Origin of the sequence: Bacillus sp. NSP9.1, assembly GCF_000465465.2 — a bacterium.
Classification (GTDB): Bacteria; Bacillota; Bacilli; order Bacillales; family Bacillaceae; genus Bacillus; species Bacillus sonorensis_A.
In genome coordinates this window covers 1,501,423-1,525,432 of the sequence record NZ_CP048273.1, presented here as the reverse complement: position 1 = coordinate 1,525,432, position 24,010 = coordinate 1,501,423, and the positions used below count along the sequence as shown (strand labels likewise).

Annotated in this window: 20 protein-coding genes; 9 read left to right on the top strand and 11 right to left on the bottom strand. The window is 48.5% G+C overall.

Annotated elements, in window-relative coordinates; genetic code table 11:
- Positions 1-33 precede the first annotated feature (33 nt).
- Positions 34-1,017 carry a helix-turn-helix transcriptional regulator gene (locus tag M654_RS07820; protein ID WP_026586364.1) on the bottom strand — a complete coding sequence of 328 codons (984 nt, stop codon included), beginning with the start codon at positions 1,015-1,017 and terminating at the stop codon, positions 34-36.
- 107 nt (positions 1,018-1,124) lie between these two features.
- On the opposite strand from M654_RS07820, the gene M654_RS07815 reads away from it, so the two are divergent.
- Both M654_RS07815 and M654_RS07810 read left to right on the top strand, forming a co-directional pair.
- Complete coding sequence (locus M654_RS07815; RefSeq protein ID WP_026586363.1) at positions 1,125-1,955, top strand: SDR family NAD(P)-dependent oxidoreductase; 831 nt, start codon at positions 1,125-1,127, stop codon at positions 1,953-1,955.
- A 77-nt stretch (positions 1,956-2,032) separates the two neighbouring features.
- Complete coding sequence (locus M654_RS07810; protein ID WP_026586362.1) at positions 2,033-2,473, top strand: GNAT family N-acetyltransferase; 441 nt, start codon at positions 2,033-2,035, stop codon at positions 2,471-2,473.
- Between the two features lie 42 nt (positions 2,474-2,515).
- Here the strand turns inward: M654_RS07810 and M654_RS07805 are convergent, their stop codons facing one another.
- The 7 genes from M654_RS07805 to M654_RS07775 form a co-directional block, all read right to left on the bottom strand.
- A complete protein-coding gene (locus M654_RS07805; RefSeq protein WP_026586361.1) occupies positions 2,516-4,330 on the bottom strand; it encodes an IucA/IucC family protein in 1,815 nt (604 codons plus the stop codon).
- A 16-nt stretch (positions 4,331-4,346) separates the two neighbouring features.
- On the bottom strand, positions 4,347-5,690 hold the full coding sequence (locus tag M654_RS07800; protein ID WP_026586360.1) for a lysine N(6)-hydroxylase/L-ornithine N(5)-oxygenase family protein: 1,344 nt from the start codon (positions 5,688-5,690) through the stop codon (positions 4,347-4,349).
- Complete coding sequence (locus M654_RS07795; RefSeq protein ID WP_026586359.1) at positions 5,665-6,219, bottom strand: GNAT family N-acetyltransferase; 555 nt, start codon at positions 6,217-6,219, stop codon at positions 5,665-5,667. Before M654_RS07795 ends, M654_RS07800 begins: the two co-directional genes overlap by 26 nt.
- Positions 6,212-7,981 carry an IucA/IucC family protein gene (locus M654_RS07790; protein WP_026586358.1) on the bottom strand — a complete coding sequence of 590 codons (1,770 nt, stop codon included), beginning with the start codon at positions 7,979-7,981 and terminating at the stop codon, positions 6,212-6,214. Before M654_RS07790 ends, M654_RS07795 begins: the two co-directional genes overlap by 8 nt.
- On the bottom strand, positions 7,978-9,489 hold the full coding sequence (locus tag M654_RS07785; RefSeq protein WP_026586357.1) for a pyridoxal phosphate-dependent decarboxylase family protein: 1,512 nt from the start codon (positions 9,487-9,489) through the stop codon (positions 7,978-7,980). The genes M654_RS07790 and M654_RS07785 overlap by 4 nt, the downstream gene beginning before the upstream one ends.
- A complete protein-coding gene (locus tag M654_RS07780; protein WP_026586356.1) occupies positions 9,473-10,819 on the bottom strand; it encodes an aspartate aminotransferase family protein in 1,347 nt (448 codons plus the stop codon). The genes M654_RS07785 and M654_RS07780 overlap by 17 nt, the downstream gene beginning before the upstream one ends.
- 266 nt (positions 10,820-11,085) lie before the next feature.
- Entirely contained in the window at positions 11,086-12,540 is a 1,455-nt protein-coding gene (locus M654_RS07775; RefSeq protein ID WP_026586355.1) for an aminotransferase-like domain-containing protein, read from the bottom strand.
- Positions 12,541-12,673: 133 nt separating this feature from the next.
- On the opposite strand from M654_RS07775, the gene M654_RS07770 reads away from it, so the two are divergent.
- From M654_RS07770 to M654_RS07755, 4 genes are all read left to right on the top strand, one after another.
- On the top strand, positions 12,674-13,282 hold the full coding sequence (locus M654_RS07770; protein ID WP_026586354.1) for a LysE/ArgO family amino acid transporter: 609 nt from the start codon (positions 12,674-12,676) through the stop codon (positions 13,280-13,282).
- 100 nt (positions 13,283-13,382) lie between these two features.
- The gene (locus M654_RS07765) at positions 13,383-14,849 is read left to right on the top strand and encodes a spore germination protein (RefSeq protein WP_026586353.1); all 1,467 of its coding nucleotides are present in this window, start codon (positions 13,383-13,385) and stop codon (positions 14,847-14,849) included.
- Between the two features lie 57 nt (positions 14,850-14,906).
- Entirely contained in the window at positions 14,907-15,974 is a 1,068-nt protein-coding gene (locus M654_RS07760) for a GerAB/ArcD/ProY family transporter (protein WP_236251216.1), read from the top strand.
- Positions 15,971-17,053, top strand: coding sequence for a Ger(x)C family spore germination protein (locus M654_RS07755; RefSeq protein WP_026586351.1), 1,083 nt, complete (start codon positions 15,971-15,973; stop codon positions 17,051-17,053). Before M654_RS07760 ends, M654_RS07755 begins: the two co-directional genes overlap by 4 nt.
- A gap of 32 nt (positions 17,054-17,085) precedes the next feature.
- On the opposite strand, the gene M654_RS07750 is transcribed toward M654_RS07755, so the two are convergent.
- Positions 17,086-17,643 carry a GNAT family N-acetyltransferase gene (locus tag M654_RS07750; RefSeq protein WP_026586350.1) on the bottom strand — a complete coding sequence of 186 codons (558 nt, stop codon included), beginning with the start codon at positions 17,641-17,643 and terminating at the stop codon, positions 17,086-17,088.
- 36 nt (positions 17,644-17,679) lie between these two features.
- Positions 17,680-18,543, bottom strand: coding sequence for an AraC family transcriptional regulator (locus M654_RS07745; RefSeq protein ID WP_026586349.1), 864 nt, complete (start codon positions 18,541-18,543; stop codon positions 17,680-17,682).
- Positions 18,544-18,666: 123 nt separating this feature from the next.
- Here M654_RS07745 and M654_RS07740 point away from each other — a divergent pair, with 123 nt between their 5' ends.
- The 3 genes from M654_RS07740 (at position 18,667) to M654_RS07730 (ending at position 21,975) form a co-directional block, all read left to right on the top strand.
- A complete protein-coding gene (locus M654_RS07740; protein WP_026586348.1) occupies positions 18,667-20,007 on the top strand; it encodes an MATE family efflux transporter in 1,341 nt (446 codons plus the stop codon).
- A 202-nt stretch (positions 20,008-20,209) separates the two neighbouring features.
- Complete coding sequence (locus M654_RS07735) at positions 20,210-20,551, top strand: P-II family nitrogen regulator (protein ID WP_026586347.1); 342 nt, start codon at positions 20,210-20,212, stop codon at positions 20,549-20,551.
- A 44-nt stretch (positions 20,552-20,595) separates the two neighbouring features.
- Positions 20,596-21,975, top strand: a complete 1,380-nt coding sequence (locus M654_RS07730; RefSeq protein ID WP_026586346.1) for an ammonium transporter — start codon at positions 20,596-20,598, stop codon at positions 21,973-21,975.
- Positions 21,976-22,132: 157 nt separating this feature from the next.
- On the opposite strand, the gene asnB is transcribed toward M654_RS07730, so the two are convergent.
- Positions 22,133-23,974: an asparagine synthase (glutamine-hydrolyzing) gene (gene asnB / locus M654_RS07725; protein ID WP_026586345.1), complete on the bottom strand. Its 1,842-nt coding sequence runs from the start codon at positions 23,972-23,974 to the stop codon at positions 22,133-22,135.
- Between the last annotated feature and the right edge of the window lie 36 nt (positions 23,975-24,010).

Sequence of the window (24,010 nt, the reverse complement as noted above, 5' to 3'; positions counted from 1 at the left end):
CCTGCCTGCCGATTGCGGACGGCAGGGGTTCATTCATGTTTTTCGGCATCCATTCTGCTGTTTATAATGGGCAACAATCGATTCAGCCATTTTCAGCACCTTGTCGTGCAGTTCTTTCGGTTCAATCACCAGCATATGCTCGGCAAAACCGAGTATATATCTTTTCGCTTCCTCTTCCGTATCAAATGATAATTTAATTGGTATCCACCCCTCCTCATCGACTTTACCCGTTTCCATGATCCGCACAAAATGATTGGTAAATGATAATCTTGGCAAGATTGACTGAGCCGCCTTCACCCACACTTCATATGTCGGTAATTTTTCGATAAAAGCATTTGTTGAAGATCTCCATACTTGAGCAATGTCAAAGTTTTCAGGTCTTTCAAATGTTTCATGAACGGAAATGGCAGATTGAATCCGCGAAGCTCTGTAATTTCGAATCTCCCCATTTTCTTTAGATGCAATCAGATACCAGTTGGACCCTTTAGCCACCAGTCCAAGCGGCGCTACAACCCGATCACTCACTTTTCCATCTGCCCGCTGATAGACGATTTTTAATTTTTGATCTTTCCATATAGCATCTTTCAGCACTTCAAAGGATGCTGCTTTTTCCTTCTTATGACGCCATGAACTCGTATCAATATATATTCGATTCCATACATCTTTTGCGTTTTGGCGATATCCCGAAGGGAGCGAAGCGATCAGTTTATTTCGGGCATCTTCGGATGTACGTGTCAATCCGAGATCATCGAGGAATTGTTCGGAAAGCGGGACAAATAGTGCGCGTATTTCAGATTCTTTTAAGCCGGTTAATTTGGTCTGGTAATCATCAAGCAATGACCAGCCTCCGTTTTTTCCGCGTTCGGCAAAAACGGGAATACCCGTCCCGCTTAAAGCTTCCATATCCCTGTAAATCGTTCGTTCAGAGACTTCCAGCCTTTCTGCCAATTGTTTTGCCGTCATCTGTCCATAAGCTTGCAGCAGCAAAAGAATAGATATCAATCGGTCTCCTCTCATGATGATCTCCTTTTTATAAATGATTTATCTTCATTTCATTAAATATGACAGCTGTTGTCAAGAATCGGTTCTTATAATGACAATATCTTCTTTATGAAAGGAATGAGATGGACTTGAAAGGAAAAGTCGCTCTTGTAACAGGCGCAAGCAGAGGAGCCGGTCGCGGCATTGCTGCAGAACTGGGGAAAGCCGGTGCAATCGTGTATATCACAGGCCGCAGCATTCATGGGGCTTCAACGAATCATTGGCCTGGGACAATCCATGACACCGCTGCACAAATTGAGGCTTCCGGCGGAAAAGGTATTGCTGTACAATGTGATCATACGAACGATTCGGACACAGAGGCTGTCATCACTAAAATTCGCGAAGAACAGGGAAAATTAGATATTTTGATCAACAATGTGTGGGGTGCGCATGATCTGGGTGTTGACGCAAAACCTTTTTGGGAATTGTCTTTGAAGAATTGGGATACGATGTTCACCGCCGGGGTGCGCGCCCAGTTGGCGACGAATCATTTCGCCGTTCCGCTGCTTCGTGAAAATAAACAAGCCCTCATCATTCACACGACCTTCTGGGATGGTGACAAGTACATTGGACAGTTTTATTACGATTTAGCCAAAAACGCATTAACACGTATGGCGTATGGACTTTCATTAGAATTAAAACAGGACAACATTGCCGTTCTTGCCGTTTCACCTGGATTTATGAGAACTGAGCTTGTCTTGAAACACCATGAATCAGATGAAGAGCATTGGCAGGAGTCAGAAGATTTAAGGAGAACCGAAACGCCCTATTATGTCGGACGCGGAATTACTGCGTTGGCAAATGATCCGAATGTGATGGAGAAAAGCGGACAGGTGTTAAGAATAGGCGATTTAGCCAAAGAGTATCAGTTTACCGATATCGATGGACGATATATTCCGCCATTTACGATATAGTTAGTCATTCTCAAAACACCGGGTGATCTGCCGAATCCATCACCTCTCATGAGTTCGACAACCGAAGGAGGAACCATATGATCGAGATCAAACAAATCGACGCCGAAGAAACGTATGAGATCAGACACCGCATTCTCCGGCCGAATCAGCCGCTCGAAGCGTGCAGGTATGAAACCGATTTGCTCGACGGAACATTTCATCTCGGCGGATTTTACCGCGGCAGGCTCATCAGCATCGCTTCCTTTCACAAAGCCAAGCATGCGGAGCTCAAAGGCCGGAACCATTATCAACTGAGAGGGATGGCGACGCTGGAAGGATACCGCGAACAAAAAGCGGGAAGCACACTCATCCGCCATGCCGAAGAACTGCTCCGGAAAAAGGGCGCGGACCTTTTATGGTGTAACGCCAGGACATCTGTGAGCGGCTACTATAAAAAGCTCGGCTTCAGCGAACAGGGCGAAGTCTACGACATACCGCCGATCGGACCTCATATTTTAATGTATAAGAAATTGACGTAAAAAAACCCCGCCTGAAGCGGGGCATTCCCGGCCGCAGGAGCATTACAGCTTTGCGGCCTCTTTTTTAAATTTCGCAAGCGCGTTTGTCACTTTTCCGAATTCGGAGGCGTGCGGGCGGTCATCGCCGTCCTTGTAGCCGTAGTCGACCATCCGGTTTCTGTTGAGGCAGAGCTTCGTCAATTCCGGTTTGAATAAGTCGAACAATTCGAAGCGCTCACGCAGTTCCGGGAATCTTTGCTGATAATCCAAAATCGCATCAGCCAAAGCTTTCCACAGACGCTTTTCAGGAAGCAGACCGTCATTTTCCAAAATGTTGGCCACATAGCGCAAATGGCAAATGAAAAGCCCTGTAAAGATAAACTGCACAAGCCCTTCCGGCGGCTCGCTTCTGAGAACGGCTTTTAAATCTTCTGTCAAACCGCTCAGTTCAGGAAGCGGCTGGTCGCTGATATTGACGTCATCAACAAAATCTTTAATCGCCAGCCTGTGCGGCTGATGATCTTTTAAGACGAGAATCGTATTTTGTCCGTGCGGCGAAAATACGGTTCCGTAGCGGTACATGAAATGCAGAAGCGGCGGCATCACGGTGTTAAACAGCTTTCCGATCCACTCCTCCGCTGACAGCCCCGACTTTTCGATCAGGCGCCTGATAAACGGCACACCGTCTTGATCGATGTATGTTAAAGAAGCGAGTGTAACAGGCCGCTCTCCTTCTTCCAAATACGTATAGATGCTTTCTCTGAAAATGGCGCCGAGCATTTCCAAATATTGATACGGAGCTTTTTCAAGAGAATGATAGTATGGGTGGTCGACGTTCAGACTGGCATTTTCGCCTGGCAGGATCACCCGGCATTCGTCTTTTAGAAATGCGTCGTTTTCGGCGATCCCTTTGATATGCTCAGTGATTTTCGGCGCGATCACCGTCCGTTCCGACGGCAGTCCTCTGTATACAAGCGTATTTAAAATGCTCATCGGCAGTTTGATATGATGCTTATGTTTGTTTGTGATGTTTGTAAAGGTTCTGATCGATTGCTGCGGCAGATACTCGTCTCCGCCTTCCCCCAAAGGAATGATCGCTTTTGCAGCGATCTCTTCAGGAAATTGCTGAATGATCGTATTTGTCCACTGCCATTCGTGGACGGGCAAATAATAATAGTCTTCGCCGGCTGCGCCCTGCTTTTCTATCACTTTAGCGAATTGCCTTAAAGTCAGCTCATCAAGCTCTTCGTTGATCAGCGTTTCATAATCGAGCCCTTCAACCGAGTAGAATGACGCGGTCTCTTTGTGTACGGCGATCCACAGCAGCCGTTCGGCTCTTTGATTTTCCGGCGCAAAGCGGAGATAGTCATCATAGCCAAAGCCGATTCTTCCTTTGTTGTATACAATCCACGGATGGCCGGTCATCTCACCTTCAATCACGGCATAATCGGCTTCTGTCAGCTCATCAGAGGTAAGCGCATCCTTAGCCAAAAGGTGGGCATCCGCCAGCATCGTATGGTTGAACTCCTTGATCAAATGCCCCGCTGTTTCCGGACTCATCGGGATATGCGGCTGAATATCGAGGAGAAACTCTATTGCGTTCACGTGTGTCGTCCATTGTCCGTCCTTAAAGACTTTGATCGTCTCCGGCATCGTGTCAAAGCTGTCAAACATGCGGGGTTTGGCCGCGAACCGGTATGCCTTATCTTCCGCCGTTCTCAGCTCATACCGGTTGATGCCGTCTTCCGTTTCAATCAGATCAGGCTTGATAATATCCTCATACATATATTCAGAAACCATCTTCGCCAGTAGTCGCTGATTGACTTTTCTCCATCTCTCCGGATTGAGCACCTTTTTTAATTCGTCTTGAAACAACATCAAATTGCCTCCTTGATCAGCCGTTTGGCACGGCCGTTTTTTCCGTGATTCCTGTTCCAAATGTCTGGAAGACCGTTTTATGGCTGACGCGGTATACTTCCCTCCCGGCAAGCTGATTGATGATCACCGAGTTCCGGTAAGCGCCGAGCCCCAGGTCAGGCGCACCGACACCGTGTGTGTGCAGCTCTCCGTTTTGAACGAAAATATGGTTTTCCGATTCGGCTGCCGTCACCAGCCTGTAATCGCGTGTAATGACATTGCGGCCGCTCGCGTCCTTTTCAATCAGGCTGTCAACAGGTGCCAGGCATTCCGGCAGCCTCTCTTTATAGCCCGTCGCCAAGACGACGACATCCGCCTGCCGCTCAAATCGTTTCTCATCCACGCGGTGTGCGCAATGAAGAATCATTGTTCCCGCATGCTGTTCGATCCGCTCTACTTCTGTCATCGACTGAAGGTCAAACGCCGCTTCCCGTCCGCCGCAGGTCCGCTCATACAGAAGGTGGTAAATATCGCTGATCGTCTTCGCGCTGATGCCTTTATAAAGCAGATCCTGCTGCCTTAGCAATTCATCTTTTTTCCATTGCGGGAGCTGATAGAAAAAATCGATATAATCAGGTGAGAAATACTCGAGCCCGAGATTCGAATATTCCATCGGGAAGAAGCCTTTTGAGCGGGTGAGCCAGCTGACGTGCTCCGCTTCATCTTCACCGACCAGGTCATAAAACACCTCGGCTGCGCTTTGCCCGGAGCCGACGACGGCAACCCTTTTCCCTTTAAACCCGCCGGGTTTTCTCATTAAATACTCGGCTGAATGGAACACCGAGTCGCCCAAAGCGTCTGAGAGCGCTTCGGGAACGTGCGGCCCCGTGCCGATGCCGAGCGCGATATGCCTTGTGTAATAAACGGCTTCCTCGCCGTTTTCCTGATTCGCGACCCGCACTTCAAAAAGCGCATCCCGGTTTGATTCAATGAGTGAAATGCTTTCGACATTCATTCCGAAACGGCACGAGTCGAGCTGTTCGGCCACCCAGCGGCAGTAGTGGTTATATTCCTTTCTCGGAATATGAAAGTCTTCTAAAAAATAGAAAGAATAAAGACGGTTATGCTCCTGGAGATAGTTTAAAAAGCTGTATTTGCTTGTCACATCGGCCATGCTCACCAAGTCGGCCAAAAACGGCACCTGCAGTGTTGTCCCTTCAATCAGCATGCCGGGATGCCAGTTAAAGCTTTCATTCCGTTCAAAAAACAGCGCATTGATCTCAGGCACGGAATCAGCCAATGCGGCAAGGCCGAGATTAAACGGCCCGATGCCGACGCCGATGACATCATATACATCATTGGGTCTCTTTGTAGAGTTCATCTTTTTTCTCCTTTTCAAAAAAACGTTCTCGTTCGCAAAACATCAATAATCCGGTTTTATCAGGAAGATCCACAGGTTTAATAGGGCGAAACCCGCATTTTTCAAAAATATGAATCATTTTTTTATTGCGGATATCCGGCTCTGCGATGACCTTTTTTGTGTCAGGCTCGGCAAATTGCATGCTGACCATCGCTTTTAAAAGCGGAAGGGCAAGACCTTTTCCCAAATACGCTTTTTCTCCGATCAACAGATGAATGCCCTGGTCAAAAGGTTCATTGTCATAGTGGTGTTCAATGATGTCTCCCTTAACCCAGTACGACTCCCAGTAGCTCATCGGCACACCGTCGATAAAGCCGATGTACAGCGTTTGGTGAGGGTCTGTGATCGCCTTGTGAAAATGGGCTGCAAACTTTGCAAACGGCATGTTTAAATGCCAGAACGGGATGACGTGCTCCTCCTGCATCCAGCGGTAGACGAGCGATACGTCTCTTTCATAGTCCGCTTTTTGAAATGTGATCCGTTCATTCATGGACGGCAGCCGCCTCCTTCAGAAGCGGATTTTGAACTGACGTGTAGCGCGACTGGGTTTCAAGGGAGCCTGTCAGCTCATCCATGTCATAAAATCTCGTCAGCAGATTGGCCTTGCACGGAAGCTCAGGAAAACGCAGCAGGCTGTCGGTCAGCTCAGTGATGCCGTAAATTTGTTCCGCTTTCTCAAGCCGCTCTCTGATCATGGACAGGAGCGTTTCTTCCCGGATCAGCCCTTCGCAGCCGAAACCGTTCACAAGTCCAAACAAATGGTTGAAGAAGAAGTAATAGCGCAGTCTCTCAACAGCCACGCTGTCCGAACAGATCGTCTCGCTCCTTTCGCTTAAGCCTTCGAGCAGGCTGGAGAGCATGTCCGCTTTTGATTCGCTGTAATAGTAGCCTTGGTTATCCCTGTAATAAAACGTGTCAGGGTAGCCGTTTTTTAAACGGATGACGGCGTTCTGCTGGTGCGCTTCAATCGCCAGCCCGTATGTTTCAAACAGCCATAAAACAGGCTCAAGCGAAATGGACAAATACTTGTCAAACCAGTCGGCGCACACTTCTTCCGTTGTCCGTCCTTCTTTTAACGCCAGCTCACGGATGACAGAGGACAGCCTTGACTCTTTCCCGTAAGCGTGATCCTGGCAGAGCCCGGCGATCAGGCTTGCCGAACGGTCGTCTTCATAAAACGGGTTCTCTCTGATCACGACTTCAAAGCCGGATTCCCCGTTTTCTCCTTGAATAGAGATGTAAGCCGGATCTGTGATGACGCGGAAGCCGGGAAACTCCTGGTACAACCGTTGACCGAGCTCTGTCTGCAGAAGCCGGGCCATTTCCACTCCTCTGTCCAGCTCTTTCTGCTTGTTCACACGAAGCGAATTCGTAATTTTGATCGGCACCGAGAATTTGTACATATAGCGCGAGTGCTTGCTGTAGACCGTGCGGACGGAGGATGTCGCCGTAAACGTCCGCCCTTTTGCGCCGAGATATGTAAGGAGACCCTGATCGATCAATTTTTGCACATACGGCTCCTCCAACAAGGCTTTCGCCTGGAGCGGGTGTGCGGGAAGAAGCGCAAAGTCCGGATCGGATGTTTCCTCATCAAGCCACGCTTTGTCAATCATCGGATCGTTCTTCAGTTCCTCTTGAATGACCAGCGGCGCTTTTGTTCCTGTACTTGAGTCGTGCAGAACGAGGGAGGCGTGCGCCTTAAAATAATGAAGCTGAAACTCCCCTTTAAGTTCAGGCGAATAGATGCTTTCCTCTTCAGGCTTCATCCCCTGCCTGCTTTTTGGCGTCGGATGCATCAGGTGGCCGAGCAAAAGCGATTGCTCTGCTTCGATAAACGTAAAATCGGCCGCGTTCAGCTCATGTTGATCACCCGCCCGCTCTTCCACATAACGGCTGATATTACGGCAGCTCAAAATGACTCTAAGCATGAATTCATCCTCGGCGCCCCCGCTGTTTTGCCGAAGAAGCAATTCTTTTGAAGCGAGGGAGACGAGCGTGACATAGTCGAGCGGAAGCCGGTTTTCGTCTTGAGTTGTTTTATAATAGAGCGGAAATGAGAAGAGGTGCCTTCCCGTCTTCGACCAATACTTGACCGGAACGATCAGCTCGATGTGCTGGCGTTTTAGCGGGACCACCAGCATTTTTTGGGAGCCGTCCGCGATCTCACGGGTTTCGATGCCGGTTTCCCGCAAATAGCAATTTAAAAAGCTTTGAATCGTAGCATTTTCTGCTATTTCTTTAAATGAACTCATCTTGTTATCCTCCTGCTATTCAAATAAAGGCCCGCAAGCTCTTGAATCCGCCCGAGAACGTCGTCAAGATCAGAAAGCGCCATTCTCGGATTGAGCAGCGTGAATTTTAAATATGTCTTCCCGTCTGCTGCCGTCTTGGCGATCACCGCCTGTCCCGTTCTGAACAATTCTCTGTGAATATATTTATTCAAGCTGTCATTCTCCGCATCGTCTTCTGCGGCGAGGCAGCGGAAGACGACAGCGTTCAGTTCAGGGTGTGGATTCAGCAGTTCGAACCGATCGCTTGCGGAGATTTTTTTCGCTGCCGCTTCAGCCAATGCGAATGTCCAGTCAATCATCTCGGCGAATGTATCTTCCCCGAGCACACGCAATGAGACAAACAGCTTTAACGCGTCAAAACGCCGCGTCGTCTGAATCGATTTATTGACGAGATGGACGATTCCCTCCGCTTCATCCTCCTCGGGATTTAAATAATCGGCATGATAATCAATCAAGCGGAAATGCCTTCTGTCTTTTACAAGAAAAGCGCCGCAGCTGACCGACTGATAAAACTGCTTGTGGAAGTCGACGCTGATTGAGTCGGCCCTGTCAATGCCGGCCAATTTATAACGGCGGGCCCTGCTCAATATCAATGCCCCGCCATACGCGGCATCAACGTGGAGCCAAATTCCTTCAGCATGCGCGGCATCCGCAAGTTCGGAAAGCGGGTCGATGCTTCCGAAATCCGTCGTTCCGCATGTTGCCACAATCGCAAAGGGATGTAAGCCCGATTCCTTCAGCATCGCTGTTTTTCGCTTTAAATCGTAAAGGCACATTCGCTTTTCGTCATCCGTGTCGACGAGAACGACGGCACGCTCTCCGAGGCCGAGCTGGGAAGCCGATTTTTTCACGGTAAAATGGGCATCTTTAGAACAGAGGATCCGCAGCCGGTGCGCTTCCGGCGGCAGGCCGTCCTTTTGGACGCTCCAGTTCCACCGCTTTTCGCAGTAGGCATCGCGGGCCAAAAGAAGCCCCATATAATTGGACTGTGTCCCTCCGCTCGTAAATGTTCCGTCAGCATCTTTTCCGAATTCAAACTTTCGGCAAAGCCACTGCACCATTTCTTCCTCGATCAATGAAGCCGCTCCGCTTTGATCAAACGAATCCATCGACTGATTCAGCACGCTGATCAGCATCTCTGCAGCGAGCGCTGGGATCAGCGGCGGACAGTGAAGGTGTGCGGCGCATTTTGGATCTTCGACATGAATCCGGTGCGGCAAATAGGCTTCTTTCAGCTCTCTGAGAACATCCGCAAGCGGTTCTCCCGCTTCCTGAAACGAAAATAAGTTTTTGATTTCGTGCTTCAATTCGTTCGGCATCTTCCCGCTGTACGGCTTCGATTTATCCTTCCAGTCGGCCCACAGCACATCAACAGCGGTCTCGACCGCATCACGGTAGGCTTTGATTCCCTGTTCACCGTTGTGCATAAACAGGGAATCAAAGTTTTTCTGTTTACTTGACTGCTTCATAGACGGCCTCTTTGAAAATCGCGGTGATGTCGTCAATTTGCTCTTCCGTTACGATGAGCGGAGGCAGGAAGCGGATCACACTACCGTGGCGGCCTCCCGTTTCAACGATCAGTCCCTTTTCAAAGCATTTTCTTTGAATGACGCTTGCAAGCTCCGCATCGGCCGGGTAGCTGCCGTTTGCGTTTTGCTTTTTGTGCGGTGCGACAATTTCGGCGCCGATCATCAGCCCTCGTCCCCGGACATCGCCGATTTCGGGAACGTGCTCCTGAATGCCTTGTAATTCACGCATGAGTTTCGCACCGACTTTTTCCACATGTGATAGCACATCATGCTCTTTTATATATTTTAAAGTTGCACTTCCGGCCGCCATCGCCATCTGGTTCCCTCTGAATGTGCCGATGTGCGCCCCCGGTCCCCACTTGTCAAGATCTTGATCATAGATGACGACTGACAGCGGCAGGCTTCCGCCGATCGCTTTTGAAAGGACGATGACATCCGGTATAATGCCGGCGTGCTCGAACGCAAACATTTTTCCGGTTCGGCCGATGCCGGTCTGCACCTCGTCAATGATCAACGGGATTCCGCGTTCTTTTGTGATCCTTCTCATCTCTCTGATCCATTCCGCCCGCGCCGGAACCGATCCCCCTTCACCTTGCACCGCTTCAAAGATCATTCCCGCCGGCTGCAGAATACCGCTTTCAGGGTCATCCAGCATATTTTCGATATATGAGCTTGACAGACGGTGGGTGTCGTCCCCTCCGGTGCCGAACGGGCAGCGGTATTCATAAGGATATGGGAGAAAATGAACGTCAGGCATTAATCCTTGGACGTTTTCTTTCGGAGAGAGATTGCCGCTTAATGCCATCGTTCCGTGTGTTGCTCCATGGTATGCGCCATGAAATGAGAGGACGGTTCTCTTTCCTGTCGCTGTTTTCACCAGTTTGAGCGCGGCTTCGATCGCATCGCCGCCTGTCGGACCGCAGAACTGAATTTTCGCCCGTTTGGCGAAAGCTTCAGGCAGGCTCTCAAACACCTCGCTGATAAACTCTTCTTTTATTTCCGATGTGATGTCAAGCGTGTGCAGCGGTCGTTTTTCATCAATCATTTTTTGAATGGCTTCAATGACAACTGGATGATTATGACCGAGTGCAAGCGTTCCCGCTCCAGCCAGGCAGTCATAATACTGCTTTCCATCTGCATCCTTGACCAAGATGCCTTCCGCCGTTTGCATGGCGAGCGGAAATCTGCGCGGATAAGAACGCGCATTTGATTCTCTTCTATTTTGCTGCTCCAAAAACGCTTCATTTTTAGAACGGGTTTGTACAGACATAGAAAGCATTCCTCCAATTGATAAAGATTATCATTTTCATTTACAAAAAAAGTGTATATTTTGTGACGATGATGTGTCAACAAGATTCGAAAAAATGGGACATTTCTCATAACAGAGGCTCTATTAAACTTGTTTTTCAGAAATAGAGTTCTTCATATGAGTCAATAGTTTGTTGATATGATGAATTTTGGAATTTAGTGGATTAACTTCAACCATCTTGAGTCCTTAAAGAAGGAAAAAATAGAAAGATGCCGGCTAAAAAAGCTTCAGCCGGCAGTGGCGGTTAAAAGTTCCCGTGCCAGTTCGGCGACGGTTCGGATTCCGGTTTCGAGGCCGCTAAGAGAAGCGTAGGAATAAGACAGTCTGATGCTTCTTTTCGCTTCTTTATCGTAAAGGGTTCCCGGATTGATGAGGATGTTTTTTTGCAGCGCTTTTTCAAACAGCACATGAAGCGGCAGTGACTGAAAAAATGTGACCCAGATGTAAAACCCGCCGGGCGGCTCCTTCCAGTCAGCGATCCCGTCAAAGTGCGCTTCAAGGCAGCGGATGGCTGTGTCACGCCTGATTCTCAAGTCATTCCTGATCAAATGGAGGTTTTCTTCATAAAGTCCGCTTGAGAGCCATTTTGCAGCAGCCCACTGGGAGAGGGAGCTTGACCCATAGTCCGTCTGCATTTTGATATCTGCCAGCCTGTCGATCACAGGCTCGGGCCCGGCGATCCAGCCGATGCGAAGGCCGGGGCTGACCGTTTTCGATAATGTGCCGACATAAAGCACGTTTCCGTCTTGGTCGAAGGTCTTAAGCGTGGGCGGAGGCGGACTGTCAAGCCACAAATCGCCGTATGCATCATCTTCAATAATGGGAAGAGATAAGCGCTTCGCGGTCTGAATCAGCTCTTTTCTCCTTTCTTCCGTCATCAAAAAGCCCGTCGGGTTGTGAAAAGACGGAATCGTATACAAAAGGTCGGCGCCATGCTTGTTTTTGCAGGCCTGAATAGCAGCCGGACTCAATCCCCCTTCATCAATCGGAATGCCGTAAAGCCTCATCTCCATCGATTGGAACACATGGAGCGAGTATAAGTATGACGGCTTTTCGGTGAGGACGGCGGCCTTCCGTTTCAAAAGGCCGATCGAGATGAGCTGGAGGGCTTGCAAAGCGCCGGAAACGATCAGGATGGCATCCGGGGAAACATGAATGCCTTTTTGTTTTAAATGAGCCGCCAGCACTTCTCTCGTATACCGGTTTCCTTTCGGTTCTTCATATCCGAGCATCAGCTTGTCTGATTCAGCATCACGGAGCATTTTTTTGACCTGCTGATAGGGCAAAAGCTCAGGCGACAGTTCACCGGTCCCAAGCCGGATGATGTCTTCCCTGAACTCCTGCCGGTTGATTTCCTGGATCGTCAAAGAATTCGGGCGGTGGATTCCCGAACGGACATAGCCGTTCCAGTCGAGCGACGGTCCGTCCGTCATGCCGCTCCATGTATGATTCATCACTTTTGTGCCGCCGCCCCGCTTGCCTTCAAGAAGCCCCTGGGCTGTCAATTCGTCAAGCGCCGCGGTCACCGTGCTTCTGTTGACTTGAAACATGCCGGCGAGCTTCCGCTGGGACGGAATTTTGGTTCCGGCCGGCCATTCGCCCCGCGACATTTTGTCTTTCAAGATTTGTTCAATTTGCTGATACAATGGTATTTCCGAGTTTCGATCGAGCGAGAATTTCATCTCTGTTTCAGCTCCTTTTTGAACATGATAACATTTGGCTGGCTTCTGAAACCATCCAAATGGCCGGAGACACCTCCCCTTTCATCCGCTACAATAAAACGGACATTGTTGAATGAAAGGGGATTTATCAAGAATGACCGCAGCCATTCACGGCATCATTCTCGCTTTTGGACTGATTCTGCCTTTAGGGGCGCAAAACGTCTTCATTTTTCAGCAGGGGGCGGCGGCACCGAGCTTTTTCCGGGTTATGCCGCTTGTGATTGCCGCAGCGATTTGTGATACGCTGCTAGTGATTCTTGCTGTTGCAGGAGTTTCGGCGGCTGTCGCCGGCATCCCGGCGGTGAAATTGATTTTATTGAGCGGCGGCTTCTGTTTCCTGATGTATATGGGATGGATCACATGGCACGCCAAACCAGCTGCAGGGGAAAAACGAACGGATGGAATGACGGTGAAACAGCAAATCGCTTTTGCAGCGGCTGTCTCGTTGCTAAATCCGCACGCCATTCTCGACATCGTCGGTGTGATCGGCACCAGCTCGTTGGCATATGACGGGGCGGAAAAATGGTTATTCACCGTGGCATGTATCCTTGTCTCATGGGCATGGTTTGCCGGACTGGCGGCAGCGGGCCGGGTGATCAGGCGCATGGATCGGTCGGGAGCCGCGCTTATCTTGTTCAACAAAGGATCTGCTCTCATCATGTGGGGACTTGGCCTCTATCTTGGCGCTTCACTATGGTCCTGAAAAAACGTCCGTTTTTCGTTCGGGCGTTTTTTCTTCATACATATTTTCAGAAAAAGGTACACACAATACATTCAACTGGAAACCGGTTTGGGGGATGCCCATGTTTCGAAAGAAAGATCAAACACCATTCACAGCCGATCAGCCGGCTGTCAGTGCAGAAGCCATTGAAGCAGCGATTGCCGGCATGAGCGATGCCGTATCAGAAGAATATGAAATGAAGAACGGACAAAAAGCCGTGTTTTATTACATCAATACGATCATTGACGAAGGAAGTCTGCACGAATTGATCATCAAGCCCATGATCAGCTGCGGCGACGTTACGGTGTACGATTATTTAAAAGGTTTGCTCTTGAACGTTTTGCAGATTACAGCTTTGGATGAAGCGACAAATCTGCTCATGACAGGGGCCGTTCTTGTCTTTGATCCGCTGCACGGGCACTGGTATGCCATCCCGCTCGAAAACCGGCTGGGGCGGCAGATTGAATCATCGAAAACCGAAACGATTATGTACGGTCCAAAGGACAGCTTTACAGAACAGATCGGCCTTAATTTATCTTTAATACGCAGACGGCTACCTTTGACAAATTTGAAAACCGAGAGACTCGAAATCGGCGCTTTAAGCAAAACGTCGATCGTTCTCATCTATATCGACGGACTGACCAACCCTGAATTTGTGGAAGAAGCGAAAAAAAGAATCGCCGCCATTGATTTTGATACGATGCTTGATTCGTCACAGCTTGCGGAATTGATGGAAGATCACCATCATACCATCTTTCCTCAGTTTCAGCAGACAGAGCGGCCCGATATTTGCACGTACAATTTGAGCATCGGAAAGGTCACGATTTTGGTCGATAATACACCGTTTGCGCTGAATGCGCCGATCACGCTTTTTCATCTGTTTCATTCATTCGAAGATTATACAATGCGCTGGCCAATTTCCAGCTTTTTTCGCTGGCTGCGCTATTTCAGCTTTATTCTGTCCATTGCGTTAATTCCTGTATATGTCGCTTTATCGACCCATCATTATCACATGATTCCTTTGCAAATCCTTAATGTATTGATTGAATCAAGGAGCAAAGTGCCGTTCAACCCGTTTTGGGAAGCGTTTCTCATGTTGATCGTGATCGAATTTATTAAAGAGGCCAGCGTGCGGATGCCGACAAAGTCAAGCTCAACCTTGGGTGTCATCTCAGGGATCGTCATCGGGGAAGCAGCGGTGCAGGCCGGCTTTGTCAGCAAAGTTTTGGTTGTCTTAGTCGGGATCGCAACGGTCACCTCTTTTTTGATTCCGAATTACATCGTGGCGAAAGGGTATACATTGATCCACTTTACGATTCTGTTATTATCAGCTTGCCTCGGCTTTTTTGGAATCATGCTCGGGTTTATTGGATTATTTGTCCATTTAAATGGGCTTACTTCTTTAAGACAGCCTTATTTGGCCCCTGTTACACCTTTTTATCCGCGGGATTGGCTCGATCTTTTCATTCGGGGCCCGTTCACTTGGCTAAAAAAACGCCCGGCATTTTTACACCCTCTCAAAAGCTGGCGGTACAGCAAAAGGAGATGATTCTGCTTGAGCCCTTTTAGATTGTTCCATAAAACAAGACCTCTTGGCGGCTTATATATGATCATCATCCTGAACCGCACACAGGTTCTGTTTTTCATCCTCATCCTGCCGATGTATTTGGTCCATCCGTTTATGATTTTCGGACTCTTGATCATCGGCGCGCTGTCTCAGCTTAATCTGTTCATCCTGTCCAAATGGCTGTCATCTCCTTACGCGCCCAAAGGATATGAGGGCTTCAGAGACGTTTTCGGCGAAGGAAAGCTCCGTTTTCTCGTGTTGCTTTGCTTGATTCAGCTGTTCATTAAAACGGTGATTCTGATCGTGAGTTATGCGGAAACCGTCCGGTACTTTATTTTTCCGGCCATCAATTTAAACTGGCTTGTTCTGTTCATCGTGTTGATCGGCGCCTATGCGGCGTCCAAAGGAATGGAAAATACGATGCGGTTTGCGATCATCGCATTTTTATCATCGTTTTGGATCGTATTCTTGTTTATCCGGTTCTACATACCGCCGATCGCTTCGCTGAACGACTTATATCCGCTGATTCCATTTGAGTGGACAAAAAAATCGTGGCAAACATTGCTTGTGACCTGGTCTGCTTTTTCAGGTCCCGAGTATCTGATTTGCCTTGCTCCATGGTTTAAAAAACAGGAGCGTGTCATCAAATACTTATCTATCGGAAATGCGATTTCCATTCTTGAATATTTGTTTTTGTTTGCGGCATCACTGTTCTTTTACGGTTCGTCTTATTTGCGGGAAACCATTTTCCCGGTCATCAACATGCTCCGCTATTTGGAATCCCCGATTCTGGAGCGGGTTGATACCTTTTTATTGTCCGCGCATATGTTTCATTACGCTTTTGTCATCGCCATCTTTTTACTTTGTTTATACGGCGGCGCCCGGATCGTGATCAAAAGAGTCTCGAAACCGGTTACCCGCAAAGGGTTTATTTTCAGCTTTCTCTTGGTGTTGGCCGCATCGCTCATATTAAGCATATGGTTTTGGGAAAATGGAGAACAAAAGGAGATGTGGTTTATCCTGGAGGTTACGCTGGGAGCCGTTACATATGCGCTTGTTCCTTCACTGCTTCTGGCAGCCGGTAAACGAAAGGGGCGATCATCATGATGAAGGGAAAACGGGCTTTATTATGCTCTGTCATGCTCAGCCTTTGCCTGGCGCAGGGCTGCTCTCCATTTGTGGAAAATAATGAGATTGAAGAAATTTCTCCGGTTACGTTTTGGTTTATCAAGGAAGGAAAAAACAAAAAACTGTCTATGAGCACATTGGTCCCGCCGATCGGACTTGAGAAAAAACGCGTCTTCAATATCGAAGTGAACATGATCAAACAGGCCGGCAAGGATTTTAATTTAAACTATTACAACGAGCTGCAAAACGGGCAGCTCCGCATGCTGATCATTGAAGAAAAGCTGGCCAGAAAAGGAATCCTTCCGATTATCAACACGCTTTTGAACGATCCAAAAACCCCTCAGCGACTATACGTGATGGTCGTCAAAGGGGACTTTGAAAAATACATGCTTAATGAACTGAAACAAAGCGAAAAATTTGATTTCTATCTCTATCAGACCTTAAAACATTTCGAAAAAGCAAGTCAGGGCGAAATGACCATCGTCAACCTGCATCAGTTCAAAAATTTGCTTTACACCCATTTTTCCGATCCCTACACACCGGTTTTCAAAACGGATGAAGATGATTTTATTTATGAAGGAACAGCCCTTTTTAAAGACGACAAATTGCAGAACATCATAGGCGGCGTGGATGACCAAATGTTTCAGCTGATCAACAACAACAAATACCTCAAGCTCCTGGCGCTCCCCGAGATTTCTCTCGTGATCGGCAAGGCCCGGTCATCCGTCTTTTTCAATTTGAATAAAAAAAATACAGCGCTATCCTTGAAAGTGAATGTTGATGGCGGAATTGAGGAATATACCGGTGACAAAAACCTGCAGGATGAGCGGGAATTCAATGCGCTGATCCATGAGGCCGAAGCGCAATTGGAAAAACAGACCGCCGAACTGCTGAAAAAGATGCAGGATATGAAGGTTGACCCTTTTGAAATCGGCGGTGAAGCATTGTTCCCGTTCACTAAGCCGATGAGCGACAACACGTGGAAGAAGAAATGGAGTAAGATGGATATCGATGTTGATTATCGATTGAACCTCAGAACAGTTACAAATACGGAGTAGAATTCCCCGGCCCTGCATGGCTTTGCGGCAATTCAAGGGCGGCCGCAAAGCTTCTCCCACTCATCTCTTAACATCCCGTACCTGATCGAATCATAGTAGGTTCCCTTATAATATCTGATCTTGCGGATACGCCCCTCCATCGTAAACCCCGCCTTTTCTGCGCATTTCATCATCCGCTGATTTCCGGACCATGTGGTCATCCCGATTCTCGGGACATCGAGATGATCAAATAAGTAGCTGACCCATAATGACACAGCCTCAGTGCCGTAGCCGCCGTTCCAAAAGAGCGGGTCATAGATGACGATTCCGCACTCAAGCCAGCGGGTCGGCCGGCACTCCCAATAATACGAAACCGTCCCTTTCAGCTCTCCCCCGATTTCTATCCCCATGTAGCGTGGAGGTCTCTCATTCAAAGCCTGCACAAAGGAATCGGCGAAATACTGATACGGCTCAGGCAGCAGCGGGAAGTAGGGAGCATCCCACTTTTTCCATTCAGGATCTTTCACACCGTATATCCATTTCCACAACAAAGGCAGGTCATCCATCGTAATTGAACGCAGTTTGACTTTCTTACCGTTTATGACTGCCAAGCTTTTCTCCTCCGATCCGTTTGGACTGTTACGAAATTATTCAATATTCCTCTTCATCATCTTTCGGTATTCGATAGGGGATATTCCTTCTATTTGCTTGAAAAGCTTCGAAAAGTAGGTCGGGTCATCGATGCCGACTTGCTCTGCGATCGCTGACATTTTCTCATTGGTCACGGAAAGAAGCCGCTTCGCTTCCAGGATCCGCGCCTTGTTGGCGTATTGTCCAGGCGTGATGCCGAACACTTTCTGCATGCAGCGGGTGATGTAGTCCTGGTGATAATGAAGGGCGGCGGAAAGCTGATCCATGCTCAGCTTTTCTTTATAATGCCGGTCAATATAGCGCTGCGCTTCTGATGCGACACGTTCATTCGCCGAAGGAATGTGAAACGCTTCCTTTTGCAAATGAATCAGCAGCTCTTCAAACAGCAGCTGCTTTCTGAGAGGCAGATCAGAATTTTCCGCTGCTTCATCCATTAAACTTCTAAACTGCTTTTCAATGAAAGCCTTTTGATCGACCTTTCCCTTTCTCGGAAGCCTTAAATGATATAAAGGCGGTGTTTCAAATGTTCCGTGCTGAAGCTTGAGCTCAGTCCAGTTATCTCCTCCCCGCTCTCCCAATTCGTACGCCCCATCCTGAAAATGAAGCCAAAAATAATGGGTTTCCTCTCTGCAGCCCTGATGTCCGTAATGTTCGAGCCCCGGCACGAGGATGATGTACTCCCCCTGCCGGATGCGGTGAGGCACACCGTCTTCTGTCAAAAACAGTTCCCCTTTGATCACATATAAAAGGTCAAAGACAGGATATTCTCGCTTGACATGTTTTTCCCCTTTTTTAAACACGCCTTCTCCGCAGACGATCAAAACGGGGAGCGGCGGGATCGTGAAAATGATGTGTTCCATATGGTTCTCCCTCTTTTGATTTGGTCGGATTTCTCCAAGAAGTATCGGTTTCGTCTCTTCTTATTATAAAAAAATGGCGTTACACTATAAAACGGATTTTTGAAAAGAAAGGGGTTATACGCCATGAAAAAAACAAACACCCAAAACCTCTCCTTATTCGCCTTGACCTGGCCGATTTTTATCGAGGTTTCATTATATATGCTGATGGGAAACGCCGACACCCTGATGCTCAGCCAATATTCCGACGACAGTGTGGCAGCCGTCGGCGTCAGCAACCAGATGCTCAATTTAATCATCGTCATGTTCGGCTTTATTGCGACAGGTACAACGGTGATCATTTCACAATTTCTCGGCTCGCGGCAGAAGGCAGAAGCGATGGAAGTCGGATATGTTTCCATCAGCGCCAATTTTATCATCAGTCTATTCATCAGCGCTTTGATTTATCTGCTTGCCAAGCCGCTTTTATTGATGATGGGCCTGTCAGCCAATCTGCTCAGCGATGCCGGCATTTTCTTGAAGATCGTCGGCGGGCTCTCCTTTATCCAGGCGCTGATCATGACATACAGCGCGATTTTAAAAAGCTACGGTTATACAAAGGACACGATGGCCGTTACGATCGGCATGAATATGCTGAATATCGCCGGCAACTATCTCGTGATTTTCGGACCGTTCGGCTTTCCGATCCTCGGAGTGGCGGGTGTGGCGCTATCCACTGCAAGCGCGCGCATCATCGGCCTTTTGGCGATCGCCTTGCTTGTGAAAAAGCGGATCGGGATGCCGATTTTTTCGAAGCGCTTGTTTTTCATCCGAAAAAGCCATTTAAAAAAGCTGTTGAGAATCGGCATTCCTTCAGCGGGTGAGCAGCTTTCCTATAACGCGTCACAGATGATCGTCACCTATTTTATTACGCTGATGGGCGCACAGGCCTTGACGACGAAAGTGTACACGCAAAATTTGATGATGTTCATCATGCTTTTCGGTGCGGCGATCAGCCAGGGAACGCAAATCTTGATCGGGCGCCATATCGGCGCGAAACAATTTGACGAAGCGTACAGCCGCTGCTTGAAAAGTCTATGGTGGGCGCTGGCGATTACGACATGCACGTCCGTTGTGATGGCGGTTTTTTCAAAGCAGCTGATCGGGATCTTCAGCAGCAATCCCGAAATTATCGCAACGGCCAGCATGCTGATTTTGCTGACGATCATCCTGGAACCCGGCCGTTCATTTAATGTGGTGATCATCAACTCATTAAGAGCGGCCGGTGACGCAAAGTATCCAGTTTACATGGCGATTGTCTCGATGTGGGGAATCGGGCTTCCGATTGCTTATATTTTCGGCATCCAGCTTGGATTTGGTCTGGCAGGCATTTGGTTTTCATTTATTGCCGATGAATGGGTGAGGGGAATTTTCATGTACAGACGATGGAGATCAAAAATATGGCTCAAAAAAGGGTTTGCAGTTTAGCCGGCTTTCATTTGAAGCCGGTTTTTATGTTATAAAAGTTAACATATACAAGAAACCACGAGTAAAAATCTAATAGTGAATAGGTCTAATAGATTAATTTTTTTGAAAATTCGTATTGATTTTCATTTTAATTTTACGTATGATAATAAATATAACAATAAAACGTAATAAAACCTTACATCTATAAACAAGGAGGATCTATATGAAAAAAATCGAAACGATCATCCGTCCTGAACAGTTTCCCCGGCTCCGCAAAAAGCTTGAAGAGGTCGGGATAAACGGATTAACCGTTTCAGAAGTCGCAGGCTGCGGCCAGCAGCGCGGAAAACAAGCGCTTTTTCGCGGGACCGCTTATGAAATCAAACTGCTGCCAAAGGTGAAGGTTGAAATGGTCATTGAATCTGAAAGTGTCGATGAGATCATACAAATTATCGAAAGCACATGCTCGACAAATACGGTCGGCGACGGAAAAATATTTGTGCTCCCCATCGAAAACGCGGTTCGAATCCGAACTGGGGAATCCGGAAAAGAAGCGATTGTATAAAAACGGTTTACCTCCGTGTGAAACGCTAAGAAAGGATGATTCTTTTGAAGAAAAAGATATCTTTCGCACTCTTTTTAAGTTTTCTGCTGCCGGTATCGGCTTTTGCCGCTGAGCCGACGGTTCAGTCGGTCAACGAATCTGTCAATATGTCCTGGGTGGCGATCGGCACCTTGCTCGTGTTTTTTATGCATGCCGGCTTTGCCATGGTCGAATCGGGTTTTACAAGAGCGAAAAACACCTTGAACATCTTGATGAAAAATTTCCTGACGATCTCGATCGGGTCGATTCTTTATTTCTTTGTCGGATACGCATTCATGTTCGGGGACAGCGCCGGCGGATTGATCGGCACAAGCGGATTCGCTTTGACGGGTGATCAGGACATCGGGTTTTTCGTTTTCCAGGCCGTGTTCGCGGCAACATGTGCGACGATTATTTCAGGCGCCGTTGCTGAACGGATGAAGCTCGGCAGCTATATGATTTTGACGCTGTTTATGACCGGCATCATCTATCCGGTTGTCGGCCATTGGACTTGGGGCGAAGGCTGGCTTTATGATCTTGGCTTCATCGATTTCGCAGGATCTGCTATCGTTCATTTGACAGGTGCCGCCGGCGCGCTCGCAGCCGTCATCTTCCTCGGTCCGCGCATCGGCAAATATGCAAACGGAACAGTCAACGCCATACCGGGACACAGCATTCCGCTCGGCGCCCTCGGCGTCTTCATCCTCTGGTTCGGCTGGTTCGGATTCAATGGCGGCAGCACGCTGGCGGCTGATCCCGCAGCCGTCCCGCACGTCATTACGACAACCCTTTTAGCCGCTTCAGGCGGAGTGGTCAGCTCGGCGCTGTTTACTTATTTCCGCTTCGGCCGAATCGACCCTTCCCTGACTTTAAACGGCGCACTCGCAGGGCTTGTCGGGATTACGGCCGGAACAGATGGCGTATCATTTACAGGTTCGATTTTAATCGGACTCATCGCCGGCGTCATATTAGTCATCAGCGTTCAGTTCATCGACCAAGTTCTGAAACTTGATGATCCGGTCGGCGCCATCGCCGTCCACGGTGTCTGCGGAATTTGGGGGACACTTGCAGTCGGACTCTTCAACACATCGAGCGGCCTCTTTTACGGTGGAGGAGCCGCCCAGCTCGGGATTCAGGCGCTCGGCATTTTAACGATTGCCGGCTGGACGCTAGCCGCCACTTCGATCATGATCGCAGTCATGAAAGCGGCGGGTTCGATCCGGGTGACGAAGGAGGAGGAAATTTCCGGCCTCGACTATGCTGAGCACGGTTCTTCCGCCTATGAATATAAAGAAAGCTTCATCGATCAAGGGGACGCTGAGATAACCTCTGACTTCGGCACAGATCTCGTCTCAAGGCTAAACAATTTGAAACCAGGCCACTCTTCCAAAACCGAACAGGTGTAAAAAGCAAACTCCCGGCAGCACGCCGGGAGTTCTTTTGCCGTCCTTACACACAACCCGAAACAGACCGTCTGAGCAGACTTTGAGAGAAGGTGATAAAGCCTGACAATGAATCAAGCGTTGGGGACACGATGAAACACCCGGCAGTTCGCCGGGTGGTCTATTCTTCTATATCGATTCTGTAAGCCTCAAACCAGGTATGGATTTGCGCAAGATGCGCGATAAGCTGTGGTCCTTTCATCAATTGTCCGAACCACGGAACCTGAAAAGATGCACCTTCTGTCTCGATCAGCCGGTCGAGTTTTTTCTTGTCTAAAAAGACGTGCAGCGCCGAATCCTTTTGAGACAGCAAAGACTGAAGCCACCCTTTAACAGCTTTTGTATACGCCGGGTGGTGTGTTTTCGGATACGGGCTTTTTTTGCGGTATAAAATCTCTTCTGGCAAAATGCCTTCGAGGGCTTTGCGGAAGACGCCTTTTTCGCGGTTTCCGTGCATTTTAACATCCCACGGAATGTTCCAAACGTATTCAACAAGCCTGTGGTCGGCAAACGGAACCCGGACTTCGAGGCTTGCACCCATGCTCATTCTGTCTTTTCGATCTAAAAGTGTTGTCATAAACCAAAGCATATTTAAGTAAAACAGCTCTCTTCTTCTTTTCTCCTCGCCTGTTTCACCTTCAAGAGGCGGTGTTTCATTTACCGTTTCTTCATATTTGGCCGTCACATATTCCTTGAGGTTCAGCTTTTTTTGCCAGGTGTTCTGCAAAAGGCCGATTCGTTCTTCCATCGACCTCATCCATGGAAAGCCTTTCACATCTTCAGCCGAATGGAACCAAGGGTAGCCGCCGAAAATTTCGTCCGCGCATTCTCCGGACAGACTGACGACAAAATCCTTTTTGATTTCCCGGCAAAACCATAATAGTGATGAATCGACATCCGCCATTCCGGGCAAATCCCTGACCATCACGGCTTCCGCTAAATGGCCGGCAAGATCCTCCTGGGAAATGACACAGTTGTGATGGACGGTCGCAAATTCTTCAGACATTTTTTTGATCCATGGGCCGTCCGCGTTCGGCTGGAATGAATTTGCCGTAAAGTACTGATCATTGTCTTCATAATCGATCGAAAACGTATGAAGCGGCGCCTTTCCTTCTTTCCCGAAATGTTTGGCCGCCGTCGCGGTGATCGCGCTTGAATCGACTCCGCCGGATAAAAACGTACAGACCGGCACATCGGAAACAAGCTGCCTCGTGACGGCATCTTCAAATAGGAAGCGCACATTCTCTACCGTCTCTTCAAAACTGTCCGTATGCTTTTCGCTTTTGACATTCCAATAGCGCCAGATCGTCAAGCCGTCTTTTGAAAAGCGCATGGCATGCCCCGGCCTCACTTCTTTTATTCCTTTAAAAACTCCGCTGCCGGGCGTCCTGGACGGGCCGAGTCCGAAAATTTCCGCCAAGCCTTCACGATCCACTCTCGCCTTTACTTCTGGATGGGCCAGAATGGCTTTGATTTCCGATCCGAACAGAAACGATGTCCCCTGCTCAGAATAAAACAACGGTTTGACGCCGAGCCGGTCCCGGGCCGCAAACAAAAGGTCGCGCTGTTCATCCCATACGGCAAAGGCAAAAATGCCGTTCAGCCTGTGAACGCATTCTTCTTTCCATTCCATGTATGAATGAAGCAAAACCTCCGTATCGGAATGGCTCTTGAATTGATGCCCAAGCGTGAGCAGCTCTTTTCGCAAATCCTCCGTATTGTAAAGCTCCCCGTTATAGCAGATCGTATAGCCGCTTCCTCGATATGTGCGGGTCATCGGCTGTCTGCCGCCTTCTAAATCCACAACGGCCAAACGCTTATGTCCGAATAATACATGGTCCTTTCCCCAAATGTTCGTGTCATCAGGTCCTCTTTTTGAAAGCGTATCAGTCATTTTCTCCATGACGGACTGTTCTCGGACAAGCGGTTTTTTAAAATCCACCCACCCCGTAATTCCACACATTGTCGATCAGCTCCAATTCTCATGTTCTGTCTCTTT

Bases quoted from the DNA above. Each gene is read 5' to 3' on its own strand.
- M654_RS07760 (WP_236251216.1), top strand. From the start codon at position 14,907: ATGATCATCATCCTGAACCGCACACAGGTTCTGTTTTTCATCCTCATC.
- M654_RS07765 (WP_026586353.1), top strand. From the start codon at position 13,383: ATGTTTCGAAAGAAAGATCAAACACCATTCACAGCCGATCAGCCGGCT.
- M654_RS07755 (WP_026586351.1), top strand. From the start codon at position 15,971: ATGATGAAGGGAAAACGGGCTTTATTATGCTCTGTCATGCTCAGCCTT.
- M654_RS07770 (WP_026586354.1), top strand. From the start codon at position 12,674: ATGACCGCAGCCATTCACGGCATCATTCTCGCTTTTGGACTGATTCTG.
- M654_RS07820 (WP_026586364.1), bottom strand. From the start codon at position 1,017: ATGAGAGGAGACCGATTGATATCTATTCTTTTGCTGCTGCAAGCTTAT.
- M654_RS07795 (WP_026586359.1), bottom strand. From the start codon at position 6,219: ATGAATGAACGGATCACATTTCAAAAAGCGGACTATGAAAGAGACGTA.
- M654_RS07810 (WP_026586362.1), top strand. From the start codon at position 2,033: ATGATCGAGATCAAACAAATCGACGCCGAAGAAACGTATGAGATCAGA.
- M654_RS07805 (WP_026586361.1), bottom strand. From the start codon at position 4,330: ATGTTGTTTCAAGACGAATTAAAAAAGGTGCTCAATCCGGAGAGATGG.
- M654_RS07800 (WP_026586360.1), bottom strand. From the start codon at position 5,690: ATGAACTCTACAAAGAGACCCAATGATGTATATGATGTCATCGGCGTC.
- M654_RS07790 (WP_026586358.1), bottom strand. From the start codon at position 7,981: ATGAGTTCATTTAAAGAAATAGCAGAAAATGCTACGATTCAAAGCTTT.
- asnB (WP_026586345.1), bottom strand. From the start codon at position 23,974: ATGTGTGGAATTACGGGGTGGGTGGATTTTAAAAAACCGCTTGTCCGA.
- M654_RS07745 (WP_026586349.1), bottom strand. From the start codon at position 18,543: ATGGAACACATCATTTTCACGATCCCGCCGCTCCCCGTTTTGATCGTC.
- M654_RS07785 (WP_026586357.1), bottom strand. From the start codon at position 9,489: ATGAAGCAGTCAAGTAAACAGAAAAACTTTGATTCCCTGTTTATGCAC.
- M654_RS07780 (WP_026586356.1), bottom strand. From the start codon at position 10,819: ATGTCTGTACAAACCCGTTCTAAAAATGAAGCGTTTTTGGAGCAGCAA.
- M654_RS07735 (WP_026586347.1), top strand. From the start codon at position 20,210: ATGAAAAAAATCGAAACGATCATCCGTCCTGAACAGTTTCCCCGGCTC.
- M654_RS07775 (WP_026586355.1), bottom strand. From the start codon at position 12,540: ATGAAATTCTCGCTCGATCGAAACTCGGAAATACCATTGTATCAGCAA.
- M654_RS07740 (WP_026586348.1), top strand. From the start codon at position 18,667: ATGAAAAAAACAAACACCCAAAACCTCTCCTTATTCGCCTTGACCTGG.
- M654_RS07815 (WP_026586363.1), top strand. From the start codon at position 1,125: ATGGACTTGAAAGGAAAAGTCGCTCTTGTAACAGGCGCAAGCAGAGGA.